Origin of the sequence: Mycetocola lacteus, assembly GCF_003667575.1 — a bacterium.
GTDB lineage: Bacteria > Actinomycetota > Actinomycetes > Actinomycetales > Microbacteriaceae > Mycetocola > Mycetocola lacteus.
In genome coordinates this window covers 192,303-215,610 of record NZ_RCUY01000001.1, presented here as the reverse complement: position 1 = coordinate 215,610, position 23,308 = coordinate 192,303, and the positions used below count along the sequence as shown (strand labels likewise).

Below are 23,308 nucleotides of genomic sequence, written 5' to 3'. Positions count from 1 at the left end.
CTATTGAAGGAAATTTGGCACGGTTATTCGTAATCTAGGCGAAATATGTTTCCGGTAAATAACATTTTCGCGCATGGTTTTGCTATCAGCATGATTCACCGCATAGTGTCGAGGTATCCAATAGACCGTTCGGTCTCTCAGGAACCCGAATCGGTCTCTCATCCATTTGCACAGGAGAAACATTGCTTTCCACCAAAACGCGCTTTAAGCGCTTTGCAGTCGCTGGTGCGATTGCTGGTGCCGTGGCACTCACTCTGGCTGGCTGCACCACCGCTAGCCCGAATGACGACTCGTCCACCGGTAACAAGTCCGGCGGTACCATCACGATCGCAACCACCAACGCTTTCACCTCCTTCAACGGCGACACCCCGCAGTCGAACCTCGACACCAACGGTATGGTCGGTTACCTGACCGGTACCAGCGGCGGCCTTGGTCTGGGAAGCTTCATGACCCTGGATGACAAGTACAACGTTGTGCCGGAGACCGACATCGGAACCTTTGAAAAGGTTTCGGACGAGCCCCTCACCGTGAAGTACACCCTGAAGAAGGACCTCAAGTGGTCCGACGGTCAGCCCATCACCGCCGATGACATGCTCTTCACCTGGGCATCCTCCTCGGGCTACTACGATGACGCCACCACCAACGACGCCGGTGAGGTGACCTCCGGTACCCGTTACTTCGACCTGGCCGGCAGCACCGCCGGTCTCGACGAGACCGCGTTCCCGACCATCAGCGACGACAACCTGTCGCTGACCCTGACCTACAGCAAGCCCTTCGTGGACTGGAACCTGGTCAACATGCTGGGCAAGCCGGCACACGTCATCGCAGAGAAGGCTGGCGTTTCGCTGGCCGACTTCGTGAAGACCCTGAAGGACACCCCGAAGGGTAACCCGGCAGCTCCGGCAGCCGTCAACCCGACCCTCGAGGCAGCCGCGAAGTTCTGGAACACCGGTTACGACGTGACCTCGATGCCGACCGACAAGTCGCTCCTGGTTTCCTCCGGTCCGTTCATCGTCTCGGACTTCACCGCCGAGTCCTCGATCACCCTGAAGAAGAACCCGGAGTACAAGGGCAAGAACGTGCCCGCGTATGACGAGCTGATCATCCGTTTCATCGGTGACACCAACGCTCAGGTTTCCGCTCTGCAGAACGGTGAGGTCAACGCGATCTACCCGCAGACCTCCGCCGACACCGTGACCGCCCTCGAGAAGGCTAACGCCAAGATCGAGCGTGGCGACCAGCTGGCCTACGACCACCTGGACCTGAACTTCAAGTCCGACGTGTTCAAGGACAAGAACGTGCGCGAGGCCTTCCTGAAGACCATCCCGCGTCAGCAGATCCTCGACTCGATCATCACCCCGGTGAACAACAAGGCCGAGGTTCTGAACTCGCAGATCTACGTTCCGCAGAACGCAGAGTACAAGGACGCCACCAAGGTTAACGGCTACGACGCCTTCGGCAAGCCCGACATCGAGGGTGCCAAGGCACTCCTGAACGGTGCAACCCCGACCGTGCGTATCCTCTACTCCTCGGTCAACCCGAACCGTGTTGACACCTTCAAGGCAATCCAGGCTTCGGCCAAGGAAGCCGGATTCAACGTCGTTGACGGTGGATCGAAGGACTGGGGCAAGGAGCTCAGCGGCGGAAATTACGACGCTTCGATCTTCGGTTGGGTCTCCCCGGGTGCCGGTAACTCCGCCCTGGCTCAGATCTTCGCCTCCAACGGTGGTGGTAACTACAACGGTTACAACAACGCCGATGTAGACAAGCTGGTTGCCGACGCCCAGACTGCTCTGGACCCGAAGGCTCTGGAAGACATCAAGATCAAGATCGACACCGCTACCGCTACCGACGCTTACGGCCTGCCGCTGTTCCAGCTGCCGGGTGTGTTCGCCACGAACGGTACCATCTCCGGTATCAAGTACTTCGGTGGACAGACCGGTCTGGTGTGGAACGCCCAGGATTGGAAGATCACCAAGTAGCCCTGTGACCTGTCGGAAACAAACGATAGGTATACTGTTACAACTAGAGTGAACTGTGTGGGGCGTCGCGGAAAATCCGTGGCGCCCCACACTGTGGGGTTACGGCCCGGAACACTACCGTGTTTCCGGGCCGCTACTCCACCGGACCCGAAGCCCGGCCGGGCAGAAAGCAACCGGGTCGTTCGATCCAATCGATCGAACGGTCTCCGAGGTAGACCACATGGCGAGTTATATCCTTCGACGGATTTTTGTATCCATCCTGATTCTGATCGCTGCCTCCTTCATCATGTATATCCTGACGGCAGGCTCGGGAGATCCGCTTCAGGATCTTCGAGGAAGTAGCGCGCCGAACAAGGAACAGCTGATTCAGGCACGAATCGCAGCACTTAACCTGAACGATCCGGTGCCCGTGCGCTGGCTGATGTGGCTCGGCGGCGCTGCCGGCTGTGTTGTCCCGTTCGCGAACCTCTGCAACCTGGGTGTGAACCTCTCCAACGCCCCGGTGACCACGCTTCTCCCCGACGCAATGTTCTCCACCATCCAGATGGTGACCCTGGCCTTCATCCTGGCCCTGGTTGTGGGAATCGTCGTCGGTATCGTGACCGCCCTGCGTCAGCACAGTGGTTTCGACCTGTCGATCACCTTCCTGAGCTTCTTCCTCTTCTCGCTGCCGTCCTTCCTGGTGGCCGTGCTGCTCAAGGAATTCATCGCGATCGGCTACAACAACTTCCTCAGTAATGATCCGAGATTGAGCGTGGTGCTCATCGTGATCATCTCCGTGGTCTCGGCCGCAATCTGGCAGGTTCTGGTCGGGGGCAACGCCGCCCGCCGACTCAAGGTGTTCATCATCTCGGGCCTCGCCACCGCTGCCGTACTCACCTACATGTCGCTGACCGACTGGTTCCTGCACCCGGGCCTTGGTCCGGTGGGACTGTTCGTTCTGATCGCCGGAACCGCCGTGGGCGTCACCGCGATCGTTTCGGGTCTGGCTAACCGCCGGGCACTGATCGCCGCCGGTGTGACCGGTGCGATCGTCTACATCTCCTACTTCTTCCTGCAGGGGCTGTTCAACATCTCCAGCGCCGCAACCCTCGTCATCATCTTCCTGGTGATGATCGTGGTCGGCCTGATCATCGGATTCTTCACCGGTGGACCCGACAAGGGTCAGGCGATGCGTGCGGCCGCGATCACCGCGGGTCTGGGATTCCTGTTTGTGATCCTGGATCGCTTCATGGCCGCATGGCCCGCCTACATGAACAACCCGCGCATCAACGGCCGCCCGATCGCGACCGTGGGTGCCAACACTCCGGGTCTGACCGGAGACGTCTGGATCACCGGTCTGGACAGCTTCACCCACCTGCTGCTGCCGACCATCTCGCTGCTGCTGATCTCGTTCGCCGGATACACCCGGTACGCACGCGCCGGCCTGCTTGAGGTCTTCAACCAGGACTACATCCGCACCGCACGCGCCAAGGGTCTGCCCGAGCGCACCGTGGTGGTGCGTCACGCGTTCCGCAACATGCTGATTCCGATCGCAACGCTCGTAGCCGCCGACATCGGTGCGCTGCTGGGTGGTGCGATTATCACCGAGCAGGTGTTTGCCATCTCGGGTATGGGACGCCTCTTCTCCACCTCGCTTGCGCGGGTGGACGTGAACCCCGTCATGGGCTACTTCGTGGTCATCGCAATCATGGCGATCGCATTCAACTTCATCGCGGATCTTGCCTACGCCGCGCTCGACCCGCGTGTTCGGGTGCGCTAATGGCCAGGGTAATGATTCAGATTCGTACGAAGAACACACAGAGTAAGGCCAGCCGATGACTCAGACTACTAATTCTCCCGAAGGAGCCCCCGCCGCAGCGGTTGCTCCCGCCGAGGTCAAGGGCAAGAGCCAGGGACAGCTGATCTTCAGCCGCTTCCTGGAAAACCGCATCTCCGTTGTCTCGATCTTCCTCCTGCTGGCCCTGATCATCTTCGCGTTCACCTCGGTGGGCTTCGGTCCGATCCCCGGCTGGTGGAAGCACAACTACCGCGACCTCAACGACCTGGTCAACGGTGGAGCAGCAACCCTGTCGGTTGTACCCAAGTGGCTCGGCGGCTCCGGTATCCAGTTCGGTGACCACCCGTTTGGTCAGAGCCGAATCGGTGTGGACTACTTCGCCATGACCATGCGTGGCATCCAGAACTCGGTTGTGGTCATGCTGGTTATCGGTGGCGTGGGAACCGTTGTGGGTACCGTCGTTGGTGCCATCGCCGGGTACTACCGCGGCTGGGTTGACGCCGTCCTGATGCGCATCACCGACATCTTCATCGTGATCCCCGCGATCGTGATCGGTGCGGTTGTGGGTAGCACCGCAAACAACGCCGGAAGCTCGCTGGGTGTGTGGATCCTCGCCATCCTGCTGGGTCTGGTGTCCTGGATGGGTATCGCCCGTCTGGTACGCGCCGAGTTCCTCTCGCTGCGTGAGCGCGAGTTTGTGGAGGCCGCGCGAGTGGCCGGTGCAAGCGATGCCCGCATCATCTTCCGCCACATTCTGCCCAACGCCGTGGGTGTGGTGATCGTGTCGGCCACCCTGCTGGCAGCCTCGGCCATCCTCCTGGAGACCGGCCTCAGCTACCTCGGCTTCGGTATCAAGTCGCCGGACGTGTCGCTGGGTCTGCTGATCTCCGACAACCAGAGTGCATTCGCCACCCGCCCGTGGCTGTACTGGTGGCCCGGTGCCTTCATCGTGGTGCTGGCCCTGCTGGTTAACTTCATCGGTGATGGACTGCGTGACGCCTTCGACCCGCGTCAGAAGCGCTTCAAGCTGAGCCGGAAGAACCGCGCGGCCGAGTCCAAGTAATGATGATCAGGCCGAACCGGACACCGTTCTGGTCAGAGGGTGAAACCCACAATGACCAGAACGGCACCGCCCACCAGCACAATCAGGTTGGTCAGTCGCCATGCGACGCTAACCCGAGTGCCCTGGGCCTGTCCGGCTTCGATGCGGCCTGCCTCACGCAGTTCGGTCCAGCGGCCGCGCACCAGCGCGGCCGCTCCACCCGAATCGCTGGTGGGCAGGTCGCCCGGCCGGACGGACGAGCCCATGCCCGTCGCACGAAGCTGCGCCCGTTCGCGGCGCAGGGTGCGCTGGGCGGACATCGCTCCGGGGGCCGGTGCCACCCAGACCTCGAACTTACGATCGGGGACATGCAGCGACAGAGCGAACTTGGTGTCCACGTGAATCAGCGCGGCCCAGGGTATCGTGATGGTGCGGCTCACATTGTGAATAGTGGTTCCCAGATCGTTCACCACGAGTCTGGGCGCCCACAGCACGATGAATACCGCGGCGGCAATGTAGAGCGGCAGCAGCACGGACCCGAGGGTTCGCGAGGTTTCCGGCATCAGGGCCACGATCACCAACAGCGCGGCACACAGCGTCCAGACCAGAATGGCCAGGACGCGATTAAAACGAGAATAGTAAACCTGGGTGCGGAGATCATCGTGCATCTCCCCATCCTCCCAGTACCTGGTGCGCAGCACCAAGATGAGAACACACAGCGCGGCCTTCTGGTCGCGTCGGGAAGGAAGCGCTCGTGAGCGACACACAGAAGCCGCCGGTCTTGGAGATTACCGACCTGAGCGTAGATTTTGGTGTAGATGGGGCCTGGGTTCCCGCCGCCAAGAAGCTGAACTACCACATCGCCCCCGGCGAGGTTGTGGCCGTTGTGGGTGAATCGGGTTCGGGTAAGAGCGCCAGCTCGATGGCGATCCTCGACCTGCTGCCCAAGAACAGCCGCGTCCGAGGCAGCATCAAGCTTGAGGGCGAGGAGATCACCGGTCTCAGCGCCAAGAAGATGCAGTCCATCCGCGGAAGTAAGGTTTCGGCCATCTTCCAGGAGCCGATGACCGCGCTGAACCCGGTGTACACCGTGGGCTTCCAGATCGTGGAGACCATCCGGGTGCACACCAACATGCTCCCCGCGCCCGCCGCCGAGCGTGCGATCGAGCTGCTGAAGATGGTGGAGCTGCCGGACCCGAAGAAGGCGTTCGACTCCTACCCGCACCAGCTCTCCGGTGGTCAGCGTCAGCGCGTGATGATCGCCCAGGCTCTGGCACTGGACCCGACCCTGCTGATCGCGGACGAGCCCACCACGGCTCTGGATGTGACCGTGCAGGCCGAGATCCTGGACCTGATCCGTAACCTTAAGGACCGCCTGAACTCGGCCGTCCTGCTGATCACCCACGACATGGGTGTGGTGGCCGACCTCGCCGACCGCATCGTCGTGATGCGTCAGGGTGAGATCGTCGAGCAGGGAGATGTCCACCAGGTATTCGCCGCTCCCAAACACCCCTACACCCAGGCGCTGCTGGACGCCGTGCCGCACCTGAGCGTGAGCCCGGCCGTGATCGATCCGGACGCCCCGATTGTGGTGGCACCGCCGGCCGACACCAGCAAGCCCGTGCTGACCCTGGACAAGGTTGTCATCGAGTACGCCTCGCGCGGTAAGCTCGGTGCCTTCCGCGCCGTGGACGAGGTGTCCTTCGAGATTCGTCAGGGCGAGATCCTGGGTCTGGTGGGCGAGTCCGGTTCGGGTAAGTCGACCATCGGCCGTGCCTCGATCGGTCTGCAGCCCATCGCCGGTGGCCACCTCGACGTGGCGGACATCGACCTCAGCCAGCACAGTCGCGCGCTGCTGAAGAAGCTGCGTCGCCAGGTGGGCATCGTGTTCCAGGACCCGTCGTCCTCGCTGAACCCGCGTCTGCCGATCGGTGTGAGCATCGGTGAGCCGATGCTGCTGGCCGGTGTGGCCAAGGGTGCCGAGCTGGACCGTAAGGTCGAGTCGCTGCTGGACAGTGTGAAGCTGCCCCGCAGCTACCGCAACCGTTTCCCGCACGAGCTCTCGGGTGGACAGAAGCAGCGTGTGGGTATCGCCCGCGCCCTGTCGCTGAAGCCCAAGCTGCTGGTTGCCGATGAGCCCACCTCGGCTCTGGACGTGTCGGTGCAGGCCACCGTGCTGGAGCTGCTCAAGGAGCTGCAGGCCGAGATGCAGTTCGCCTGCCTCTTCATCACCCACGACCTGGCCGTGGTTGACATCATGGCCGACCGCATCGCCGTGATGCACCACGGAAAGATTGTGGAGATCGGTTCGCGCGATGAGATCCTGCGCTCCCCGAAGGACCCGTACACCCGTCGCCTGATCGCGGCCATCCCGGTCCCGGACCCCGATGCACAGCGCGCGCGTCGTGCCGAGCGTCGTGCCCTGCTGGACGCCGGAGACACCGCGGCCTAGGTCACAGCGCACACGCTCCGGCCCGAACACCCTCGGTGTTCGGGCCGGAGCGTTTTTGCGTGTCGGTGGGGAGGACGAAGGCTTGTAGACTGGGCGCGTGAAGCGATTCTTTCCCCGGCGTCCGGACAACCTGTTCATCATGCGAGGCCGTGGGGGCGTCGTCGCTTTTTATGCGTTTATCGCCGTGGCGCTCTACCTGCTGGGAGATTCAGCGGTGCGTGGAGCCTGGGACGTGGTCTTCTCGGCTCTGCCGTGGGTGCTGCTGGTGCTCTGGGTGCTCTATGTTGCCGCCTTCCAGCCGTATATCGGCTATTCCGATCGCGCGGTTGTGGTCTACAACGTGTTTAAGCGCTATGAGTTCCCGTGGTCGGCGGTGCGCACCATCACCGATCACCAGCAGTTTGTCTTCACGTTGAAGACCGGCGCACCGATCAAGGCGTGGGGTGGCCCGAATGCGAAGCGTCCGCGTGGATCTCAGGCGGCGTCCGGCACCGGTGCGGCCGCCCGCACTCCGCTCGAGCATCTGACCCATGTCTGGCATGAGGGGCGGGTGCGCTCCCAGGGCGATTCCGCGCTGGTTACCTGGAATATCCCGGCGATCGCGGTTGGCGTTGTTCTCATCCTCTGGAGTGTCCTCAGCCTGATCTAGGGCTGCCAGAGCCCGGGCATCGGCCCGCAACAGTATCATGCGGGTGTGGCTAAACCCCGAGTTTATTGACGCATATTTCCGTTCCGGGCACACCGCCTAAACCCAGTAATTTGCGCGTTTGATGGATGCATGACGAACCCATGCACTCGCGAACGCCGAGCCTGAACCATGCTCGGGTTTTTGGCACGCCGACTCGGCATCAACACGGTGCTGGTGGTCCTGGCCACCGCCCTCTCGTATGTGGTGGCGAGCCTGGTGATGGACCCCGGAGCGCGCTTTCGCCTCCAGACCCCGCCCCTGGGACCCGATGCGATCGCGGCCAAGCTGGCGGCCATCGGTGCGGACCCGCGGGAGCCGGTGCTGAGCCGCCTGGGTGCGTGGGCGCGCGGCATCCTGTGGGAGGGCAATCTGGGCAGGGGGCTCGCCGGGGAGAACATCACCCAGGAGATCGCCGGACGTGCGGGCACAAGCCTGCGGCTGCTGGTGATCGGATCGCTGCTGGCGGCGATTGTGGGCATCGGCCTGGGCGTGTGGGGTGCCGTTCGCCAGTACCGGCTCTCCGACCAGGTTGTGGGGATCCTCTCCTATGTGGTGTTCGCGACCCCGACCTTCGTGCTGGCGATCCTGTTGATGATCGCCGCCACTGCACTCAATTCGGCGCTTGGATTCCAGTTTCTCGAGTTCACCGGGGAGGGGGGAGAGGCGGGACAAACCGGGCTCGCGCTGCTCGGCGACCGGATCGGGCATCTGGTCTTACCCACCCTGGTGCTGGTGTTGATCGGGGCTGCCGGCTACTCCCGGGTGCAGCGCTCGGCGATGCTTGATGTGCTGTCGGCCGAATATATTCGGACGGCCCGGGCCAAGGGACTGCGGCGCACGCAGGCAATTTGGCGACACGGCGTGCGGGTGGCGATCATCCCGATGTCCACGTTCCTCGCCTACAGCCTGGGCACGCTGATCGCCGGATCGGCGGCCATCGAGATCGTTTTTTCCTGGAACGGGGTGGGCCGCTACCTGGTTTCCAGCATCGGTCAGGGCGACATCAATGCCATCGCCGGCGGCACCGCATTTGTCTCGGTTGTGCTGTTGATTGCCGCGAGCCTGTCGGATGTGCTGTTTGGGCTCCTGGATCCGCGGGTTCGGGGTGCCCGATGACCGCACCGCTGCTGAGCGTGGATAACCTCCGGGTCGCTTTCGCCTCCGCCACCCCGGTGGACGGTGTTTCGCTGAGTATTCGCGCGGGGGAGTGCGTCGCCCTGGTGGGTGAAACGGGTTCGGGGAAAACCCTCACCGCACTCGCCATCATGGGGCTGCTGCCCGGTTCTGCCCGGGTCACGGGAGAGATCGTCCTGGATGGACTGCCGCTCCCGGTGGGCGATGATGCGGCCATGTCGCGGCTGCGGGGACGCCGGGTCGCGATGATCTTTCAGGATCCTCTGCTCGCGTTGAATCCGGTACGTCGCGTGGCCGCGCAGCTTCGCGAGGCCATCCGGATCCACGCGCCCGGCCTGGGACGCGCCCGAGTCGACGCGCGTGTGGCCGAACTGCTCCGCCTGGTGGATCTCGAACCGAACCAACAGAACCTGGCCGCCTACCCGCACGAGTACTCCGGTGGAATGCGGCAGCGAGCGATGATCGCGATGGCCATCGCCCATGATCCGGCCCTGCTGATCGCCGATGAGCCGACGACCGCGCTGGACATGACCGTGCAGGCGCAGATTCTTGAGGTCCTGCGGAGGGTGCGCGAGCGGACCGGGACCGCGATTCTGCTGGTGACCCACGACCTGGGAATCGTCGCGGCCGAGGCCGACCGCACCGTGGTGATGCGGGCGGGCCGGGTGCGTGAGAGCGCGCGAACCGCGATCATCCTGGGTGCCCCCACCGATGGGTATACCTCGTCCCTGGTCGCCGCGGCTTCCCGGTTTGCCTGGGAGAGAGCGCGCGTCATACCGACGGCCGAGCCGGCCGTGACGGAACCGGTCGGCACCCTGCTGCGCGTGGAAAACCTTCACGTACGCTATCCGCGTGCCCGCACAGTGCGGGGGACATCGGTGCATGCCGTGCGCGGGATCTCGTTTGCGCTCAACCGGGGGCAAACCCTCGCGCTGGTGGGTGAGTCGGGGAGCGGAAAGACCAGCACCGCCCGGGCAATCCTGGAGCTCCAGGCCCCGACCGGGGGAACCATCACGATCGAGGGGCGTGACGTGGCGACCCTCAGCCGCCGCGAACGCGCCCGGCTGCGTCCGGACGTGCAGATGGTCTTTCAGGATGCTTCGGGAGCGTTGGATCCGCGGATGAACGTGGAACAGTTGATCTCCGAGGCGCTCCCGCAGACCCGCGACGCGTCGCAGCGCACCCGCGAGGTTGCGGAGCTCCTGGGCCGGGTCGAACTCTCGGCCGTCCTGCGCTCGCGCGCTGCCCACGAACTCTCCGGTGGTCAGCGTCAGCGTGTGCAGCTGGCGCGGGCGTTGGCGGCCACACCCCGGCTGCTGGTCTTGGATGAACCGCTCTCGGCCCTGGATGTGGGTGTGCGCGGGGAGATTCTGGACCTGCTGATCCGGTTACAGGAGGAGACCGGCATCGGCTATCTGCTGATCGCCCACGACCTGGCCACGGTGCGCGAGATTGCTCAGCGCACGGCGGTAATGTTTCGGGGGGAGATTGTGGAGGCCGGGGCAACCTCGACGGTGCTGGGTACCCCTCGGCACGCGTATACCCGCAGCCTGATTGCGGCCATCCCGCGGGCCCCGGCACCGACCGAGCACTCCCAACCCGCGGGCGCACCCCCGATCACCCACCGCACGATCGGGGGCCTCCATGAGTGAGACCATCGCCCATCTGGAGAAGGCGGGCGGCGGGCGATTCCTTGGTCGGCTGATCCGACGTCCGAGATTCTGGGTGGGCGGCGGTGCGTTGTTGCTGATTGTCCTCTGGCTCTACGTGAGTCCGCTGGTGTGGCCGGTGGATCCGCTGGCACGCGACACCCTCGCCCTCGGCGTCGGCCCGGACGTCGAACACTGGCTGGGCACCAATGACATCGGTCAGGACATGTATGCACGGGTGGTCGCGGGTCTGCGCATCTCCCTCCTGATCGGACTGATCGCCGGTCCCGGTGCCACGCTGATCGCCGCGGTGCTGGGGTCCCTGGCAGGCTATGCCGGGGGATCCATCGACCGCCTCATCTCGGGCCTGATCCGGTTGCTGCTGGTGCTGCCCGGGCTCCTACTCCTCGCTCTGATCAGCCCGCTGTTTCGCGGATCATCCTGGTTCACGATGACGCTGTATCTGGCCGGGTTCGGCTGGATGATCATGGCCCAGGTGGTGCGCGGCCAAACCCGGTCGCTGCGAGAGCGAGAGTTTGTTGTGGCGGCACGCTATCTGGGAGTTCCGACGCGGCGGATCATCGCCCGGCATATCCTGCCCAACATTGCCTCACTGCTGATCATCGACGCGACCGTCGGGGTTTCGGTGGCAATTCTTGCCGAGGCCGGGCTGTCCTTCTTTGGTCTGGGGATTCAGGCTCCCGACCTGTCACTGGGCAGCCTGCTGGCGACCGGGGCCCCGGCCGCGACCACGCGTTCATGGCTGTTTCTGTATCCGGCCCTGGCGCTCATCATCACGGTTCTGGCGGTATCGGTTGTGGGCGATGCCGTCCGAGACACCGTGGACACCGCCTCCAGTGTCCGCCACGACGGCGGATGATCCCACCCACCGCAGCACACACAATAAGGAGAAAATCGATGAACACCACAACCAAAACCCTCGGCGGGGGCCTCGTGCTCCTGCTGGCCGTCTCCCTTGCGGGGTGCAGCCCGGGCACTCGGGAGGCCCGGCCGACCACCGCCGGAGAGCTGCCGACAACGGACTATGACGCCGCCGAACCCGCCGAGCTCAAGGACGGGGGATCCCTGACCCTGCCGTTGGAGAGTTTCCCCGATAACTTCAACTTCTCCCAGCTCGATGGCTATACGGGCGATACGGCATCGGTGATCTATCCGACCACCGTTCGCCTGTTCAACGTCGACGACTCGGGCCAGCGCTCCGTCAACCCGGACTTTGCGACGTCGATCGAGCGGGTGCCCGGCGAGCCGTTCACGATCGAGTACGCGCTCAACCCCAAGGCCGTGTGGGAGGATGGCACCCCGATCGGGCTGGCCGATTTTGTCGGGACCTGGCAGTCGCAAAACGGATCGAACCCCGACTACCTGCCGGTGGCCACCACCGGATACGATCGCATCACCCAGATCACCGCGGGGGAGAAGCCCAACTCGGTGCGGGTGGTGTTTGATCGTGTCTACGCGAGCTGGCAGGCGCTGTTTTTCCCGTTGCTGCCGCCCGCCGTTACCGCAACGCCGACGGCGTTCAACGAGACGTTCCGCACCCAGGGGCCTCCCTCCTCGGGGCCCTTCCGTGTCGCCGAGTCAACCCCGGATAAGCTCACCGTGCGCCTGGTGCGCAATGAACGCTGGTGGGGAGCCCCGCCGCGGCTAAGCGAGATTGTGCTGCGCGGAGTGGATCAGTCGGCCTCGGCTCAGGCGTATGCAAACAAGGAATTTGACGTCTTGGATATCGCCTCCAGCGTCGATGCGTTTAAGACCGCGCAGAGCCGTGCTGATGGCCAGGTGTTCGCATCCAAGGGGCTGCCCTGGACCCACCTGACGCTCAACACGGCGACGGGCCCGCTCGCCGATCTGGCCGTGCGCCAAGCCATCGGCAAGGCGATCAACCGGGAACAGATCCTGCGCTCGGTGGTTGAGCCGATGGGCCTCACCGGCAGCCTGGTGGAAAACTATCTGTACGTGCCCGGACAAAAGGGCTATCAGCCCAACGGCAAGGAGGCGCTGAGCTACGATCCGGAAGCCGCCCGGAAGATTCTGGACCGCGCCGGATACACCGGAGAGAAGGTCCGATCCAAGGACGGGGTACCGCTGAAAATCGACATTACGATCCCCGCGGGCATTGCCACGAGCAGGCAGCGGGTGGATCAGATTGCCGCGGATCTGGCCGAGGTCGGGATCCAGGCCGTCGCCAATGAGGTGCCGACCTCCGGACTATTCAAGGACTTTGTCACGCCCCGTCAGTTCAGCTCCACGATCTTTAGCTACTCGGGTGGGCTCGACCCGATCGTGGAAAGCCGCGACTCGTATGCATCGGTGGAGTCCCCGCAAAACTATTCGGGGGTTGATGATCCGCGCCTGGCCGTACTCTTCGAGCGGGCCGAGGGGGAGGAAGACCCGGAGGTGCAGCGGGCAACCATCAACGAGATTGATCGTAATCTCTGGGAGTCGCTGCCGATCATTCCGCTGTTCCAGCGGCCCACGGTGGTGGGGGTTACGAAGGGGCTTGCCAATTTTGGGGCCACCCAGTTTGAACCCACCGATTGGACCCGCGTGGGGTGGCGGAAATAGCGGGGTTTCGCCCCGGTGCGCGAGGTGAACAAACGGGGGAGTTTCCGAGTTAGCCAGGAACCGGTTAGGCTGGATACTCCGTGGTGCGGTAAAATATAACGTTGGGCCGAGCCGCGCCCCACCGTTCACCTCGCCGCATGGGCCCTTCCGCCGCGGCGTCAACACCTGCGAAGGACCTCTTTCATGGCGCTTGCCTCGCGCGCGAATCTCCGAAACGTGGCTATTGTTGCCCACGTTGACCACGGCAAGACCACCCTGGTCGACGCCATGCTCCAGCAGACCAACTCGTTCACCGCCCACGAGCACGTTGAAGAGCGTGCCATGGACTCCAACGAGCTGGAGCGCGAGAAGGGTATTACCATTCTCGCCAAGAACACCGCGATCCAGTATGAGGGTGAGCACGCCACCAACGGCGCGATGACCATCAACGTGATCGACACCCCCGGCCACGCCGACTTCGGTGGCGAGGTGGAGCGTGGTCTGTCGATGGTGGACGGCGTGTGCCTCCTCGTTGACGCCTCCGAGGGTCCGCTGCCGCAGACCCGCTTTGTGCTGCGTAAGGCCCTCGAGGCCAACAAGCCGGTGATCCTGCTGGTCAACAAGACCGACCGTCCCGATGCTCGCATCGATGAGGTTGTGGCCGAGAGCCAGGACCTCCTGCTGGGTCTGGCCTCGGACATGTCCGACGAGCACCCCGACCTGGACCTCGACGCCATCCTGAACGTTCCCGTGGTGTATGCCTCGGGTAAGGCCGGTCGTGCCTCCAGCGTCAAGCCGGAAAACGGTAGCCTGCCGGACAGCGAAGACCTCGAGCCGCTGTTCGCAGCGATCATCGAGCACATCCCCGCTCCGCAGTACGACGACGAGGCTCCGCTGCAGGCCTGGGTCACCAACCTGGACTCCTCGCCGTTCCTCGGTCGTCTCGCGCTGCTGCGCGTGATCAACGGAACCATCCGCAAGGGTGAGACCGTGGCCTGGGTCAAGGCCGATGGCACCCACTCCAACGTGCGCGTCACCGAGCTGTTCATGACCCGTGCCCTGGACCGCTACCCGGCCGAGTCCGGTGGCCCCGGAGACATCGTTGTGGTGGCCGGATTCCCGGACATCACCATCGGTGACACCCTGGCCGACCCCGAGGACATCCGTCCGATGCCGGCCATCGAAATCGATGACCCCGCCATCTCGATGACCATCGGTGCCAACACCTCGCCCCTCGTGGGCAAGGTCAAGGGCCACAAGCTGACCGCCCGCATGATCAAGGACCGTCTGGACCGTGAGCTCGTGGGTAACGTGTCGCTGAAGGTTCTCGACATCGGTCAGCCCGACGCCTGGGAGGTGCAGGGTCGAGGCGAGCTCGCCCTGTCGATCCTCGTTGAGCAGATGCGTCGTGAGGGCTTCGAGCTCACCGTGGGTAAGCCGCAGGTTGTGACCAAGCGCGTTGACGGCAAGGTTCACGAGCCCTACGAGCACCTGACCATCGACGCCCCCGAGGAGTACCTGGGTGCGATCACCCAGCTGCTGGCCGCCCGTAAGGGTCGCATGGAGGGTATGTCGAACCACGGTACCGGTTGGGTTCGCATGGAGTTCGTTGTTCCGGCACGTGGCCTCATCGGCTTCCGTACCGAGTTCATGACCCAGACCCGCGGTACCGGTATCGCCAACTCGCTGGCCGCCGGCTACGAGCCCTGGGCCGGTCAGATCATCACCCGTAACAACGGTTCGATCGTCTCGGACCGCTCCGGTGTGGTTACCCCGTTCGCGATCATCGCCCTGCAGGAGCGCATGAGCTTCTTCGTACAGCCCACCGAGGACGTGTACGAGGGTATGGTCATCGGTGAGAACTCTCGCGCCGACGACATGGACGTGAACATCACCAAGGAAAAGAAGCTCACCAACATGCGTGCGGCTTCCTCGGACTCCTTCGAGTCGATGACCCCGTCGCGCATCCTGTCGCTCGAGGAGAGCCTGGAATTCGCTCGTGAAGACGAGTGTGTTGAGGTTACCCCCGAGGCGATCCGCATCCGCAAGCTGGTACTGAACGCCGGCGACCGTCAGCGCGAGTACTCGCGTCTGAAGAAGCAGGCCGAGCAGAAGGGCTAGTCCCTCCGCTTCACCCGAACGCCCCGCGGCTCCGAAAGGAGTCGCGGGGCTTTCTGCGTTCTAAACCGGGCGACAGGTAAAACCGAAACTACCGCTCAGTAGGGTGCCAAAGTTCACCGTAATGCGGGTGGATTGAGCCGCGGACCACCCCACCGTGTACGTATTGCCCGAGGCAGGGATGAGCTGGACTGTCCTCACGTCAATATCGATGGGGCCAGAACTGCCCAGGAGTGCACCCAGGAGGGCGGAGAGTAGCCCCTGGGAAAGGTTGGTGAACCGTTCCTTCTGAGGGGCCAGCGTGGTGGTATTAGCTCCGTTACGTGACATGGTGACCTGATAGCCAATGTCTGCCGGCGCGCCAGCCGGTTCGGACCAGGAAACCTGGGCGCGGGAACCGGGTTCAAGCAGACCTCCATCGGGCAGCTTGGTACAGGTGAGCGGTGCGGGCACCTGGCCGTAGGTGACGGCGGTGAAGGTGGCACCGACGGATTCCCCGGCGGTCCAATTGGCCAGTGTTGAGCGAGTTGATGAAAGGACCAACGCGGCAAGTGTGAGTGAGGTAACCGCGAGCAGAGCTCGAAAATATCGGCGGGGTCGTGTATGACGGGGGGTGTGTGCTCCGCTCATGATGTCCGTTCCCCCTGACGCAGGCGGGCGATGCCGGCGATCAGGATGCCGGTGCCGATTGCGAGGAGCGCGAGCATCATACGGGTCGGGTCCAGTGCGCCACCGGTCTGCGAGAGGCCTCCGGATGCACCGGGTGCGGGCGTGAGTGCGGCCTCGGGAGTTGCCGGATCGGTGCCCGGCGTGTGGGTGCCGGGTTCTCCCGGTACCTCGATGGTGGTGCCATCGGGGTCGGAGATGCGCAAGACCACCCGGCTGGTTGCCGAGGTTGGCACTGCTCGGTCGGGTGCGGTGGGCATGGTCACGGTCATGCGGTACCAGCGGGTACCTCCCGAGGGCACATCGGAGAAGGTGCGCTGCACCCCGTCGAGGGCCAGCGGCCCCGGCGTGGTTACGCTTCGGGAACCGTGCGGGCAGATGGTACCCTCCCAACGCTGCGCACACTCGCTAATCCCCGCCACGAGCCCCAGACGGCTCTCACCCGAGGCCGTCATCGAAACCGAGAGTGGCCCGGTAGAGCGCGACTTTACGCCGAGGTCCCAGGTGACGGGTTCGCCCGGGGTGAGGTTGGCCATCCGATAGGAATCAGCGACCGACACCAGCGTGAACGTGCGCGCGGTGAGGGTCTGCTCGGTTGCCCCCTCGGCACGCGCGGGAGCGGCCGGTGTCAGGAGCACACCGCCGACGAGGAGACCAATCACGAGCACGGCCGATCCCGTACCCACACGCGAGCCGATGCCCGCACCGTGCCGGCCACGGTGACGCGGGGGCGCGGTGTTGCGCGGCCAAAATGCCCAGGTCACCAGGGCCGAGAGCGCAATCGTCAGCCCGCCCAGGACCCAGGGATTCCCGAACCACACGATGACGTGGGCCAGGCCGGGCACCGATCCGAGCACGATGCGTGCGTGCAGGATCGTATACGGGGCCGGATCCTCGGTCGCGTTGGCATCACCACGCATCGTGATGGTGCGAGCCTCGGCATCGGGTCCCGGAACGATCGAGGTGATGCGGTGGGTGATGGGAAGCTGACCCGGACGGTCCACGGTCACCACATCGCCCACCTTCAGCTCGGCGGCTGGAACCTCGCGCACCAGCGCCACCGATCCAGCGGGGATCGTCGGCGCCATCGATCCGGTCTTGAACATGATCAGGGTGATGTTGAAGAAAAAGGCCAGGATGACCAGCAGGATACAGATCGCTCCGGCCACCGCGGCCAGATTGAGCAGGAGGTTACCCAGGCGCGAGCTCAGTCGTTTCGCCGGTGGACGACGCGTGGTGGCACGAGTGGCGCGAGTGAGGGGAGGCGGGGCGAGGATGCTCATCACGTTATCCTGTGGTCCCGCTAATGCCCCACACCGCATTGAGAGTGGTGCCCTGTGCTGCGTTGGGGGCGTTGGAGGGAAGGGTGATGGCGAAGCAGTAGGTGATCGTCTGTGTTCCGGCACCGGCGACGGCAAACTGCTCGGAACCGCCGACGGTGGGTGAGCTACCGGCCGGAACAACCACGGTGCCGCCGGAGATTCCCGCGGCGGTGCAGTTCGCCGGCGTGGCCACCCGCGACACCTGGTAGGTGAGGTAGGCCCCGAGACCGGTGTTGTTGGTGCCCGAGGCGATCGGGGTCAGCAGACCGCCGGTGCTCCCTGGTGCGGTTTTGACGCTGAAGGGAGCGTAGACGGTTTGCCCAGGCAGCATGGCACCGGCCGTGGGCACGAAGGTCAGCGTGGCACCGCTCCCCGTGGGATGGGAGGTGAAGTTGGTGCCGTCGGTGCTGCCGATAATGTCAAACGTACCGGCCTTGAAGGTCGCCTGGACCACTTCCTGGTCGGTCCAGGCGGCGAGGGTCAGGGTTCCTCCCACGCCGAGGACGAGTCCGCCCGCAAGCAGCGCTCGCAGCCGGATCCACGAGGATCCGGCTGCGGCGCGTGAGTGCCGAGTGTGTCGGCCCATCAGAAAACCGACTACAGCGAGGTCGCGGTGATCTGCCAGGTCGCCGTGGTTGTGCCGCCCTGGACAAGACCCGGAGCGGCAGTCACCACGAAGCACAGCAGTCGAGAGCCACCCGCAGTGGATGCATCGGCACCCTTGGTCAGGGTGATATCCGTAGCACCGGAGACCGAGGTGAGGTTCGTTCCCGTGGCGATCGGGGTTTGGCTGGCCACACCGGCGGCGTTACACGTGGCGGTCGGTGCCAGGTTGTAGACGCTGTAGGTCAGGTTTGCGGCGTTGGCTGCACCCGAAACAGAGTCGGTGGCGCTCGCGTTGGCGATCCGTGCCGAAGCATCGGTGGTGGTGCCTGCGGCCAGGCGCACGAAGTAGGGTGCGTAGGTTACGTTGCCGGGCGAGAGGTTCGACGCCAGCGGTGCCGTAAACGCCAGGGTGGGTGCGGCACCCGCGGTTGCGTGGCTGGCGTAGGTGCCGCCCGCGGTCAGCGATCCCTCAAGATCGAATTTACCGGAACCAAAAATTCCCTGGACAAACTCGGAGTCGTTCCAGGCGGCCAGGGTGACGGCTGCACCGACACCCAGGACGAGTCCTCCGGCCAGGACCGCGCGCACGGCCTTGCGCTTGGAGGTGCGGGGGACCGCGACGGTGTCAGCCGGCGTGGTCGAAGATGACTCGGTCATGGTGAGTTCCTTCGTTGAGCTATTGAGATGGGAGCGCAGAACAGGTGCACTTCATCCCAGGCTAAAAAGGGTCAAACCGATAGAGTAGCCCCGTTTCAGGGGGCATTACGACAGAAAAAATGCCCCCGTTTTAGGGGGCTGACCTGCTAGAAAAGTCCACGTTCCTCGGTCAGGAGTTGGTCCAGCGTATGCCGGGCGATGCCCACCAGATTCGTGTTATCCGGGACCGCTGAAAGGATTGCGGTGGCCATCAGTAGGGCCCATCCCTGGGCGCGTTCGAGCAGCGGTTCGTCCAGGTCATAGCTGGGCTCAAAAGTCTCAAAAAAGACCGCGCGGTCTTCCTTATTCAGGGTCAACCAGGCGGTGGCGACATCGGTGGCCGGGTCTCCGGCGGTCAGGTCACCAAAGTCGATGACGCCGGTCAGCGCGCCATCGAGGGCGATCAGATTGCCGGGGTGAAGGTCGCCGTGCAGCCAGAGTGCCGGGCCGTTCCAGACCGGTGCGCGGAGGGCCTGTTCCCAGATTTCCAGGAGCTCGGGCGACTGCGGGATGGTGTCTCCGAGCAGTCGGCCGCGCACGTCATGGTCACGATTTTGCAGCGGCACCCCGCGGTACGCGTTGGCGGGTGCGCTGGCCGGTGCCGCGCGCTGAAAGTCCGCCACAAAGCGAGCGAGGTCGGCGGCCACCTGGGAGCGTTCGGCCACCGGCAGCGAGGCGACGGTTTCCCCCTCGATCCAGGGCACGATCGACCACGGGCGCGGGAACTCCGCACACGCCTTGCCGGCGAGCAGTGCCACCGGAGTCTGGGTCGCCACGCCCTCGCTGAGAACCGGCAGCCAGCGCTGTTCGATCTCGATCAGATCCGCCGCGTGCGCCCGCCGGGGCAGACGAACCGCGTGTGCCGGACCGACCCGATACATGACCGCGTCAAAACCCTCGCCCGAGGCTACCGGCGCGTGGTGCGCCAGTGCGGGTGCGCCGGATCGCAGCAGCTCCGAGACCAGGGCCTCGTCGATGCGGATATCGGCGGCGGGAAGGTGGGTCATGAGGCGTGCGCGTGCGTTCCTTTTCGGGGCAGGAATAAAGGGCAGAAGTTTTTAGAATACGCCAGTGTCGGGCAACACGCCTCATCGACGCAGGGTTTTGCCCTATCCAAAAATGCCCGCCCCGATGTGTTCTCCGGGCTTCGCCCCCGGTGGCACCGCAAAAATCGCCGATCCAACATGACGAATGTACTCATTAAGTAAATCTGAGTGACCGAGCTGCTTTTGGATGGGGATGAACGCGGTACGCGGGTCGGCCTGGAACGCCAGGAAAAACAGGCCCGCATTGAGCCGGCCCAACTGATCATTGCCGTCCACATAGTTGTAACCGCGACGCAGCAGGCGTGCGCCGTGGTTGTGGTCGGGATGGGCGAGGGCCACGTGGGAATCCATCGCGAGTTTGCGCCCATCGGGGCCCGCATGGTTGAACCGCACCGGGGTGAACTCATCGCCGCCGGAGAGGGGAGAGCCGGTGCCCTTGGTGCGGCCCATGACGTGCTCCTGCTCGTCGAGGCTCGTGCGATCCCAGGTCTCGATGATCATCCGGATCTTACGGGCCACCAGGATGCTGCCCCCGGCCAGCCAGGAGTTTCCCCCCACCCAGACGTCCTTGTTCACCACGTCGGTTTCCTCGGCGGTGATATTGGCCGTGCCGTCCTTGAACCCGAACAGGTTACGCTCGGTGACCTGCGCCTTCGAGGTTGACGAGGTGCGCCCAAATCCCAGCTGGGACCAGCGGATTGAGGCCCGCCCAAACGCGATCCGGGACAGGTTACGGATCGCGTGCACGGCGACCTGGGGGTCGTTGGCGCAGGCCTGAATGCACAGATCTCCGCCGCTGGATGCCTCCTCCAGGGCGTCGCCGGCAAAGGTGGGGAGGTCTACCAGCTCGGCGGGCCTGCGGGACGCCAGACCGAAGCGGTCGTTGCCATGAGCGTCGGTGAAGACGCCGGGACCGAAGCCGAAGGTGAGCGTCAGTCCACTCGCGGGCAGCCCCTGCGCCTCACCGGTATCGTCCGGCGGGGCGAGGGCCGGTCCGCCCACGGCACCGGTTTCGGAGACGTCGAGCCCGCGGGTGAGCCGGTCGGCGGCGGCCGTCCAATCCTCCAGCAGCGCGATCAAATCGGCCCGGGTGGTACCGGGGGTGATGTCATATGCGGCAAAGTGCAGCCGGTCCTGGGTGGGCGTCACAATGCCCGACTGGTGCTCACCAAAAAACGGGTACTGCGTGTTGGTGTCGGTGGCGGCCACCGCGGAGGCGGTGATCGCGCCGCCGGCACCGCCGAGCGCGAGCCCGCCCAGGGCGGCCCCGGCGAGGCCCAACAGGCCTCGCCGGCTGACCCCGGACGTGGGTACAGCGGTTTCCGAGGGAGACTCGGCGGGGGATGCCGTCACGGATGCGTCGGCGGGTTCGCGCTCGGTGCCACTCACTTGGAGGAAACCCCGAGGACCGTGTGGGTGAGCTTGGACAGCGGCTCGGAGAGCGCGTTGATTGCGTCGGAGAGCTCCTTGACCTGATCGGTGGTCAGCGTGTTGTAGGCCACAAAGCCCGTGTCGAGCGACCCGTAGGTTGCCAGCATCTTGTTGAGCGCATCCAGCTTGGCATCGATCGACTCGACCAGCTTGGCACCGTCGGAACCCGAGGCCTTGGCGATGTCACGCACGTTGCCGTAGGCGACCGCCGCACCCTCGACGTTGGCCTGGAAATCATATAGGTCAGTGTGCGAGAACTCGTCTTCTTCACCGGTGATCTTCGAGGTGGCAACCTCGTCGAGCAGGCCGATGGCGCCGTTGGAGATGTCGTCCAGGCTCACGGTGAACTTGGGCTCGTGGACCAGGTCGTAGAGCTTCTGGATGTTCTGCTCCAGCCCGTCGGCGAGCTCGGCGCGTCCGGCCGGATCGCTCGGGGTGAAGCCCGCCGGGGCCCACAGGTCCTTCTCGATCCGGTGGAAGCCGATGAAGGGCACGCCGTCCTCGCTCGCATCACCCTCGCGGATGTCGATCTTGGGGTCGAGGTCGCCGAAGGCCTCGGCGGTGGGCTCGATCCGCTCGTAGTTCACGCGGGCCGGACCAAACAGGGCCCGAGCCTTCTCGTCGTCGCCGTTGCGGTAGGCCTCGGTGAACTCCTTGACCGCGGGGACCAGTGCGGCGGTGCGGTCCTTGATGTACCCGATGTAGTTGGTCACGGCGGTGTCGATCTGCTGCTGCTTGCTGGCGTCCACCTTGGCGGACTTTCCGGTCACCGTGAACTTGGTGGTGCCCACACCCTCACCAACCATGCCGGTCTTGCACTCGGTGTAGTAGGTACCGGGTTCCAGGTGGGTGACATAGTCGACGCTCTGACCCGGGGTGATGTTCTCCTTCTCACCCACGATGCGCAACTTATCGGCGGCCAGGATCTCAAACTCGTTGACCTGGGAGCCGGTGTTCTTGGCGGTGAACTTGACCGTGCCCGCCTGCGCCGTGTTCGCCGAGACCACACAGGTGGTGTCGGTGATGTCCACGGTGAGCGCCTCACCCGAGGTCGGGTTATTGGGAACGCAGCCGGCCAGGGCGAGCACCAGCAGGGCCGCTCCGGAGGTCAGGCCGACGAGGCGGGCGGGGCGGATGGTGGACACGCTCATGCGGTTTCTCCAAGCGGGGTAGTGGGAACGGGGGTGGGAGCCGGGCGCCGCTTTGAGCGCACCAGCCGGGTGAAAAGAATCAGGGCGATCACGAGGTAGAGGACCCAGGCAATCACCTGGAGTGGGGTGGGAATCGGGGTGAACCCGAAGATGCCGCCCAGGACCGAGCCCAGCGGACTGGTCGGCGGGATCAGACCGCTGATGTCATAGAGCGGGGCACCCCAGCCGGGCAGCGCGCCAGCCTCCTGAAGATCGCCGATGCCGTAGGCGAGCACACCCGCGGCGACCACAATCAGGGCATAACCGGTCCAGGTGAAAAAGCGCGAGAGGTTGATGCGCAGCAGGCCGCGATAGATCAGGATCTCGATTACCACGGCGGTCAGAATCCCCAGCAGCACGCCGGTGAACGCACCCCAGGCGGCCCCCAAGGTGGCATCGGTGCTGGGTCCCACGGTGGACCAGACAAACAGGGCGGTTTCAACGCCCTCGCGGCCGACGCTGAGGAAGGCCAGCAGGACGATACCCCAGCCCGCACCCTGGGCGGCCTTATCGATGCCCGAGCGCAGGTTGCCGGCGAGCTCGGCGGCGGTGCGGCCCATCCAGAACACCATCCAGGTGACGAACCCGACGGCCACGATGGACAGCCCGCCGCCAAGGATTTCCTGGGCCTGGAAGCTCAGTCCGTAGGGACCCCAGGTGAGAATCGCGCCCACGCCCAGGGCGAGGACAATTGCGATCCCCACACCAAACCAGACACGACCGAGAAGGTCTCGTCTGTCGATTTTGACCAGGTAGGCAATGAGAATGCCGACGATGAGGGCGGCTTCAAGCCCCTCACGCAGACCAATGAGGTAGTTAGCAAACAACGTGGTTATCACTTCACGAAGGGGCGGTCGAACGCGCCAAGGCGCGGATCCGAGGGCCGGAACGAGTGGGAATTACGGTCGCTCGTGGCGTCAACGGGTGCCGTGAAATGAAGG

The 23,308-nt window shown here is 64.4% G+C and carries 19 protein-coding genes; 10 read left to right on the top strand and 9 right to left on the bottom strand.

Annotated features, from left to right (window positions below; genetic code table 11):
• Positions 1-242: 242 nt before the first annotated feature.
• From D9V34_RS00960 to D9V34_RS00950, 3 genes are all read left to right on the top strand, one after another.
• Positions 243-1,982: an ABC transporter family substrate-binding protein gene (locus D9V34_RS00960; protein WP_245991799.1), complete on the top strand. Its 1,740-nt coding sequence runs from the start codon at positions 243-245 to the stop codon at positions 1,980-1,982.
• Between the two features lie 220 nt (positions 1,983-2,202).
• A complete protein-coding gene (locus tag D9V34_RS00955; RefSeq protein ID WP_121687082.1) occupies positions 2,203-3,744 on the top strand; it encodes an ABC transporter permease in 1,542 nt (513 codons plus the stop codon).
• A gap of 55 nt (positions 3,745-3,799) precedes the next feature.
• Complete coding sequence (locus D9V34_RS00950) at positions 3,800-4,825, top strand: ABC transporter permease (RefSeq protein ID WP_121687081.1); 1,026 nt, start codon at positions 3,800-3,802, stop codon at positions 4,823-4,825.
• Positions 4,826-4,857: 32 nt separating this feature from the next.
• Here D9V34_RS00950 and D9V34_RS00945 read toward each other — a convergent pair whose 3' ends face one another.
• A complete protein-coding gene (locus D9V34_RS00945; RefSeq protein WP_121687080.1) occupies positions 4,858-5,472 on the bottom strand; it encodes a PH domain-containing protein in 615 nt (204 codons plus the stop codon).
• Positions 5,473-5,558: 86 nt separating this feature from the next.
• Between D9V34_RS00945 and D9V34_RS00940 the strand changes: the two genes are divergently transcribed.
• From D9V34_RS00940 to typA, 7 genes are all read left to right on the top strand, one after another.
• A complete protein-coding gene (locus tag D9V34_RS00940) occupies positions 5,559-7,256 on the top strand; it encodes an ABC transporter ATP-binding protein (protein WP_121687079.1) in 1,698 nt (565 codons plus the stop codon).
• Positions 7,257-7,353: 97 nt separating this feature from the next.
• A complete protein-coding gene (locus tag D9V34_RS00935; protein WP_121687078.1) occupies positions 7,354-7,905 on the top strand; it encodes a hypothetical protein in 552 nt (183 codons plus the stop codon).
• Positions 7,906-8,085: 180 nt separating this feature from the next.
• Positions 8,086-9,060, top strand: coding sequence for an ABC transporter permease (locus D9V34_RS00930; RefSeq protein WP_245991797.1), 975 nt, complete (start codon positions 8,086-8,088; stop codon positions 9,058-9,060).
• On the top strand, positions 9,057-10,730 hold the full coding sequence (gene nikE / locus D9V34_RS00925; RefSeq protein WP_121687076.1) for a nickel ABC transporter ATP-binding protein NikE: 1,674 nt from the start codon (positions 9,057-9,059) through the stop codon (positions 10,728-10,730). The genes D9V34_RS00930 and nikE overlap by 4 nt, the downstream gene beginning before the upstream one ends.
• The gene (locus D9V34_RS00920) at positions 10,723-11,607 is read left to right on the top strand and encodes an ABC transporter permease (RefSeq protein ID WP_121687075.1); all 885 of its coding nucleotides are present in this window, start codon (positions 10,723-10,725) and stop codon (positions 11,605-11,607) included. The genes nikE and D9V34_RS00920 overlap by 8 nt, the downstream gene beginning before the upstream one ends.
• A 38-nt stretch (positions 11,608-11,645) precedes the next feature.
• Complete coding sequence (locus D9V34_RS00915) at positions 11,646-13,313, top strand: ABC transporter family substrate-binding protein (RefSeq protein ID WP_183091787.1); 1,668 nt, start codon at positions 11,646-11,648, stop codon at positions 13,311-13,313.
• Between the two features lie 183 nt (positions 13,314-13,496).
• Entirely contained in the window at positions 13,497-15,413 is a 1,917-nt protein-coding gene (typA, locus tag D9V34_RS00910) for a translational GTPase TypA (protein ID WP_121687073.1), read from the top strand.
• A gap of 60 nt (positions 15,414-15,473) precedes the next feature.
• Here the strand turns inward: typA and D9V34_RS17400 are convergent, their stop codons facing one another.
• The 8 genes from D9V34_RS17400 to efeU all read right to left on the bottom strand — a co-directional run bounded on the left by D9V34_RS17400 (position 15,474) and on the right by efeU (position 23,194).
• Positions 15,474-15,953: a hypothetical protein gene (locus tag D9V34_RS17400; RefSeq protein WP_147441573.1), complete on the bottom strand. Its 480-nt coding sequence runs from the start codon at positions 15,951-15,953 to the stop codon at positions 15,474-15,476.
• Between the two features lie 83 nt (positions 15,954-16,036).
• Positions 16,037-17,359 (bottom strand): S26 family signal peptidase, encoded by a 1,323-nt coding sequence (locus D9V34_RS00905; protein ID WP_121687072.1) that lies wholly within the window; start codon positions 17,357-17,359, stop codon positions 16,037-16,039.
• Positions 17,360-17,363: 4 nt separating this feature from the next.
• Positions 17,364-17,984 carry a SipW-dependent-type signal peptide-containing protein gene (locus D9V34_RS00900; RefSeq protein WP_121687071.1) on the bottom strand — a complete coding sequence of 207 codons (621 nt, stop codon included), beginning with the start codon at positions 17,982-17,984 and terminating at the stop codon, positions 17,364-17,366.
• A gap of 11 nt (positions 17,985-17,995) precedes the next feature.
• Positions 17,996-18,661, bottom strand: a complete 666-nt coding sequence (locus D9V34_RS00895) for a SipW-dependent-type signal peptide-containing protein (protein ID WP_121687070.1) — start codon at positions 18,659-18,661, stop codon at positions 17,996-17,998.
• Between the two features lie 146 nt (positions 18,662-18,807).
• Complete coding sequence (locus D9V34_RS00890; protein WP_121687069.1) at positions 18,808-19,707, bottom strand: aminoglycoside phosphotransferase family protein; 900 nt, start codon at positions 19,705-19,707, stop codon at positions 18,808-18,810.
• A 102-nt stretch (positions 19,708-19,809) separates the two neighbouring features.
• Complete coding sequence (efeB, locus tag D9V34_RS00885) at positions 19,810-21,135, bottom strand: iron uptake transporter deferrochelatase/peroxidase subunit (protein ID WP_425454442.1); 1,326 nt, start codon at positions 21,133-21,135, stop codon at positions 19,810-19,812.
• Positions 21,132-22,328 (bottom strand): iron uptake system protein EfeO, encoded by a 1,197-nt coding sequence (efeO, locus tag D9V34_RS00880; RefSeq protein WP_121687068.1) that lies wholly within the window; start codon positions 22,326-22,328, stop codon positions 21,132-21,134. The genes efeB and efeO overlap by 4 nt, the downstream gene beginning before the upstream one ends.
• Positions 22,325-23,194 (bottom strand): iron uptake transporter permease EfeU, encoded by an 870-nt coding sequence (efeU, locus tag D9V34_RS00875; RefSeq protein ID WP_121687067.1) that lies wholly within the window; start codon positions 23,192-23,194, stop codon positions 22,325-22,327. The genes efeO and efeU overlap by 4 nt, the downstream gene beginning before the upstream one ends.
• Between the last annotated feature and the right edge of the window lie 114 nt (positions 23,195-23,308).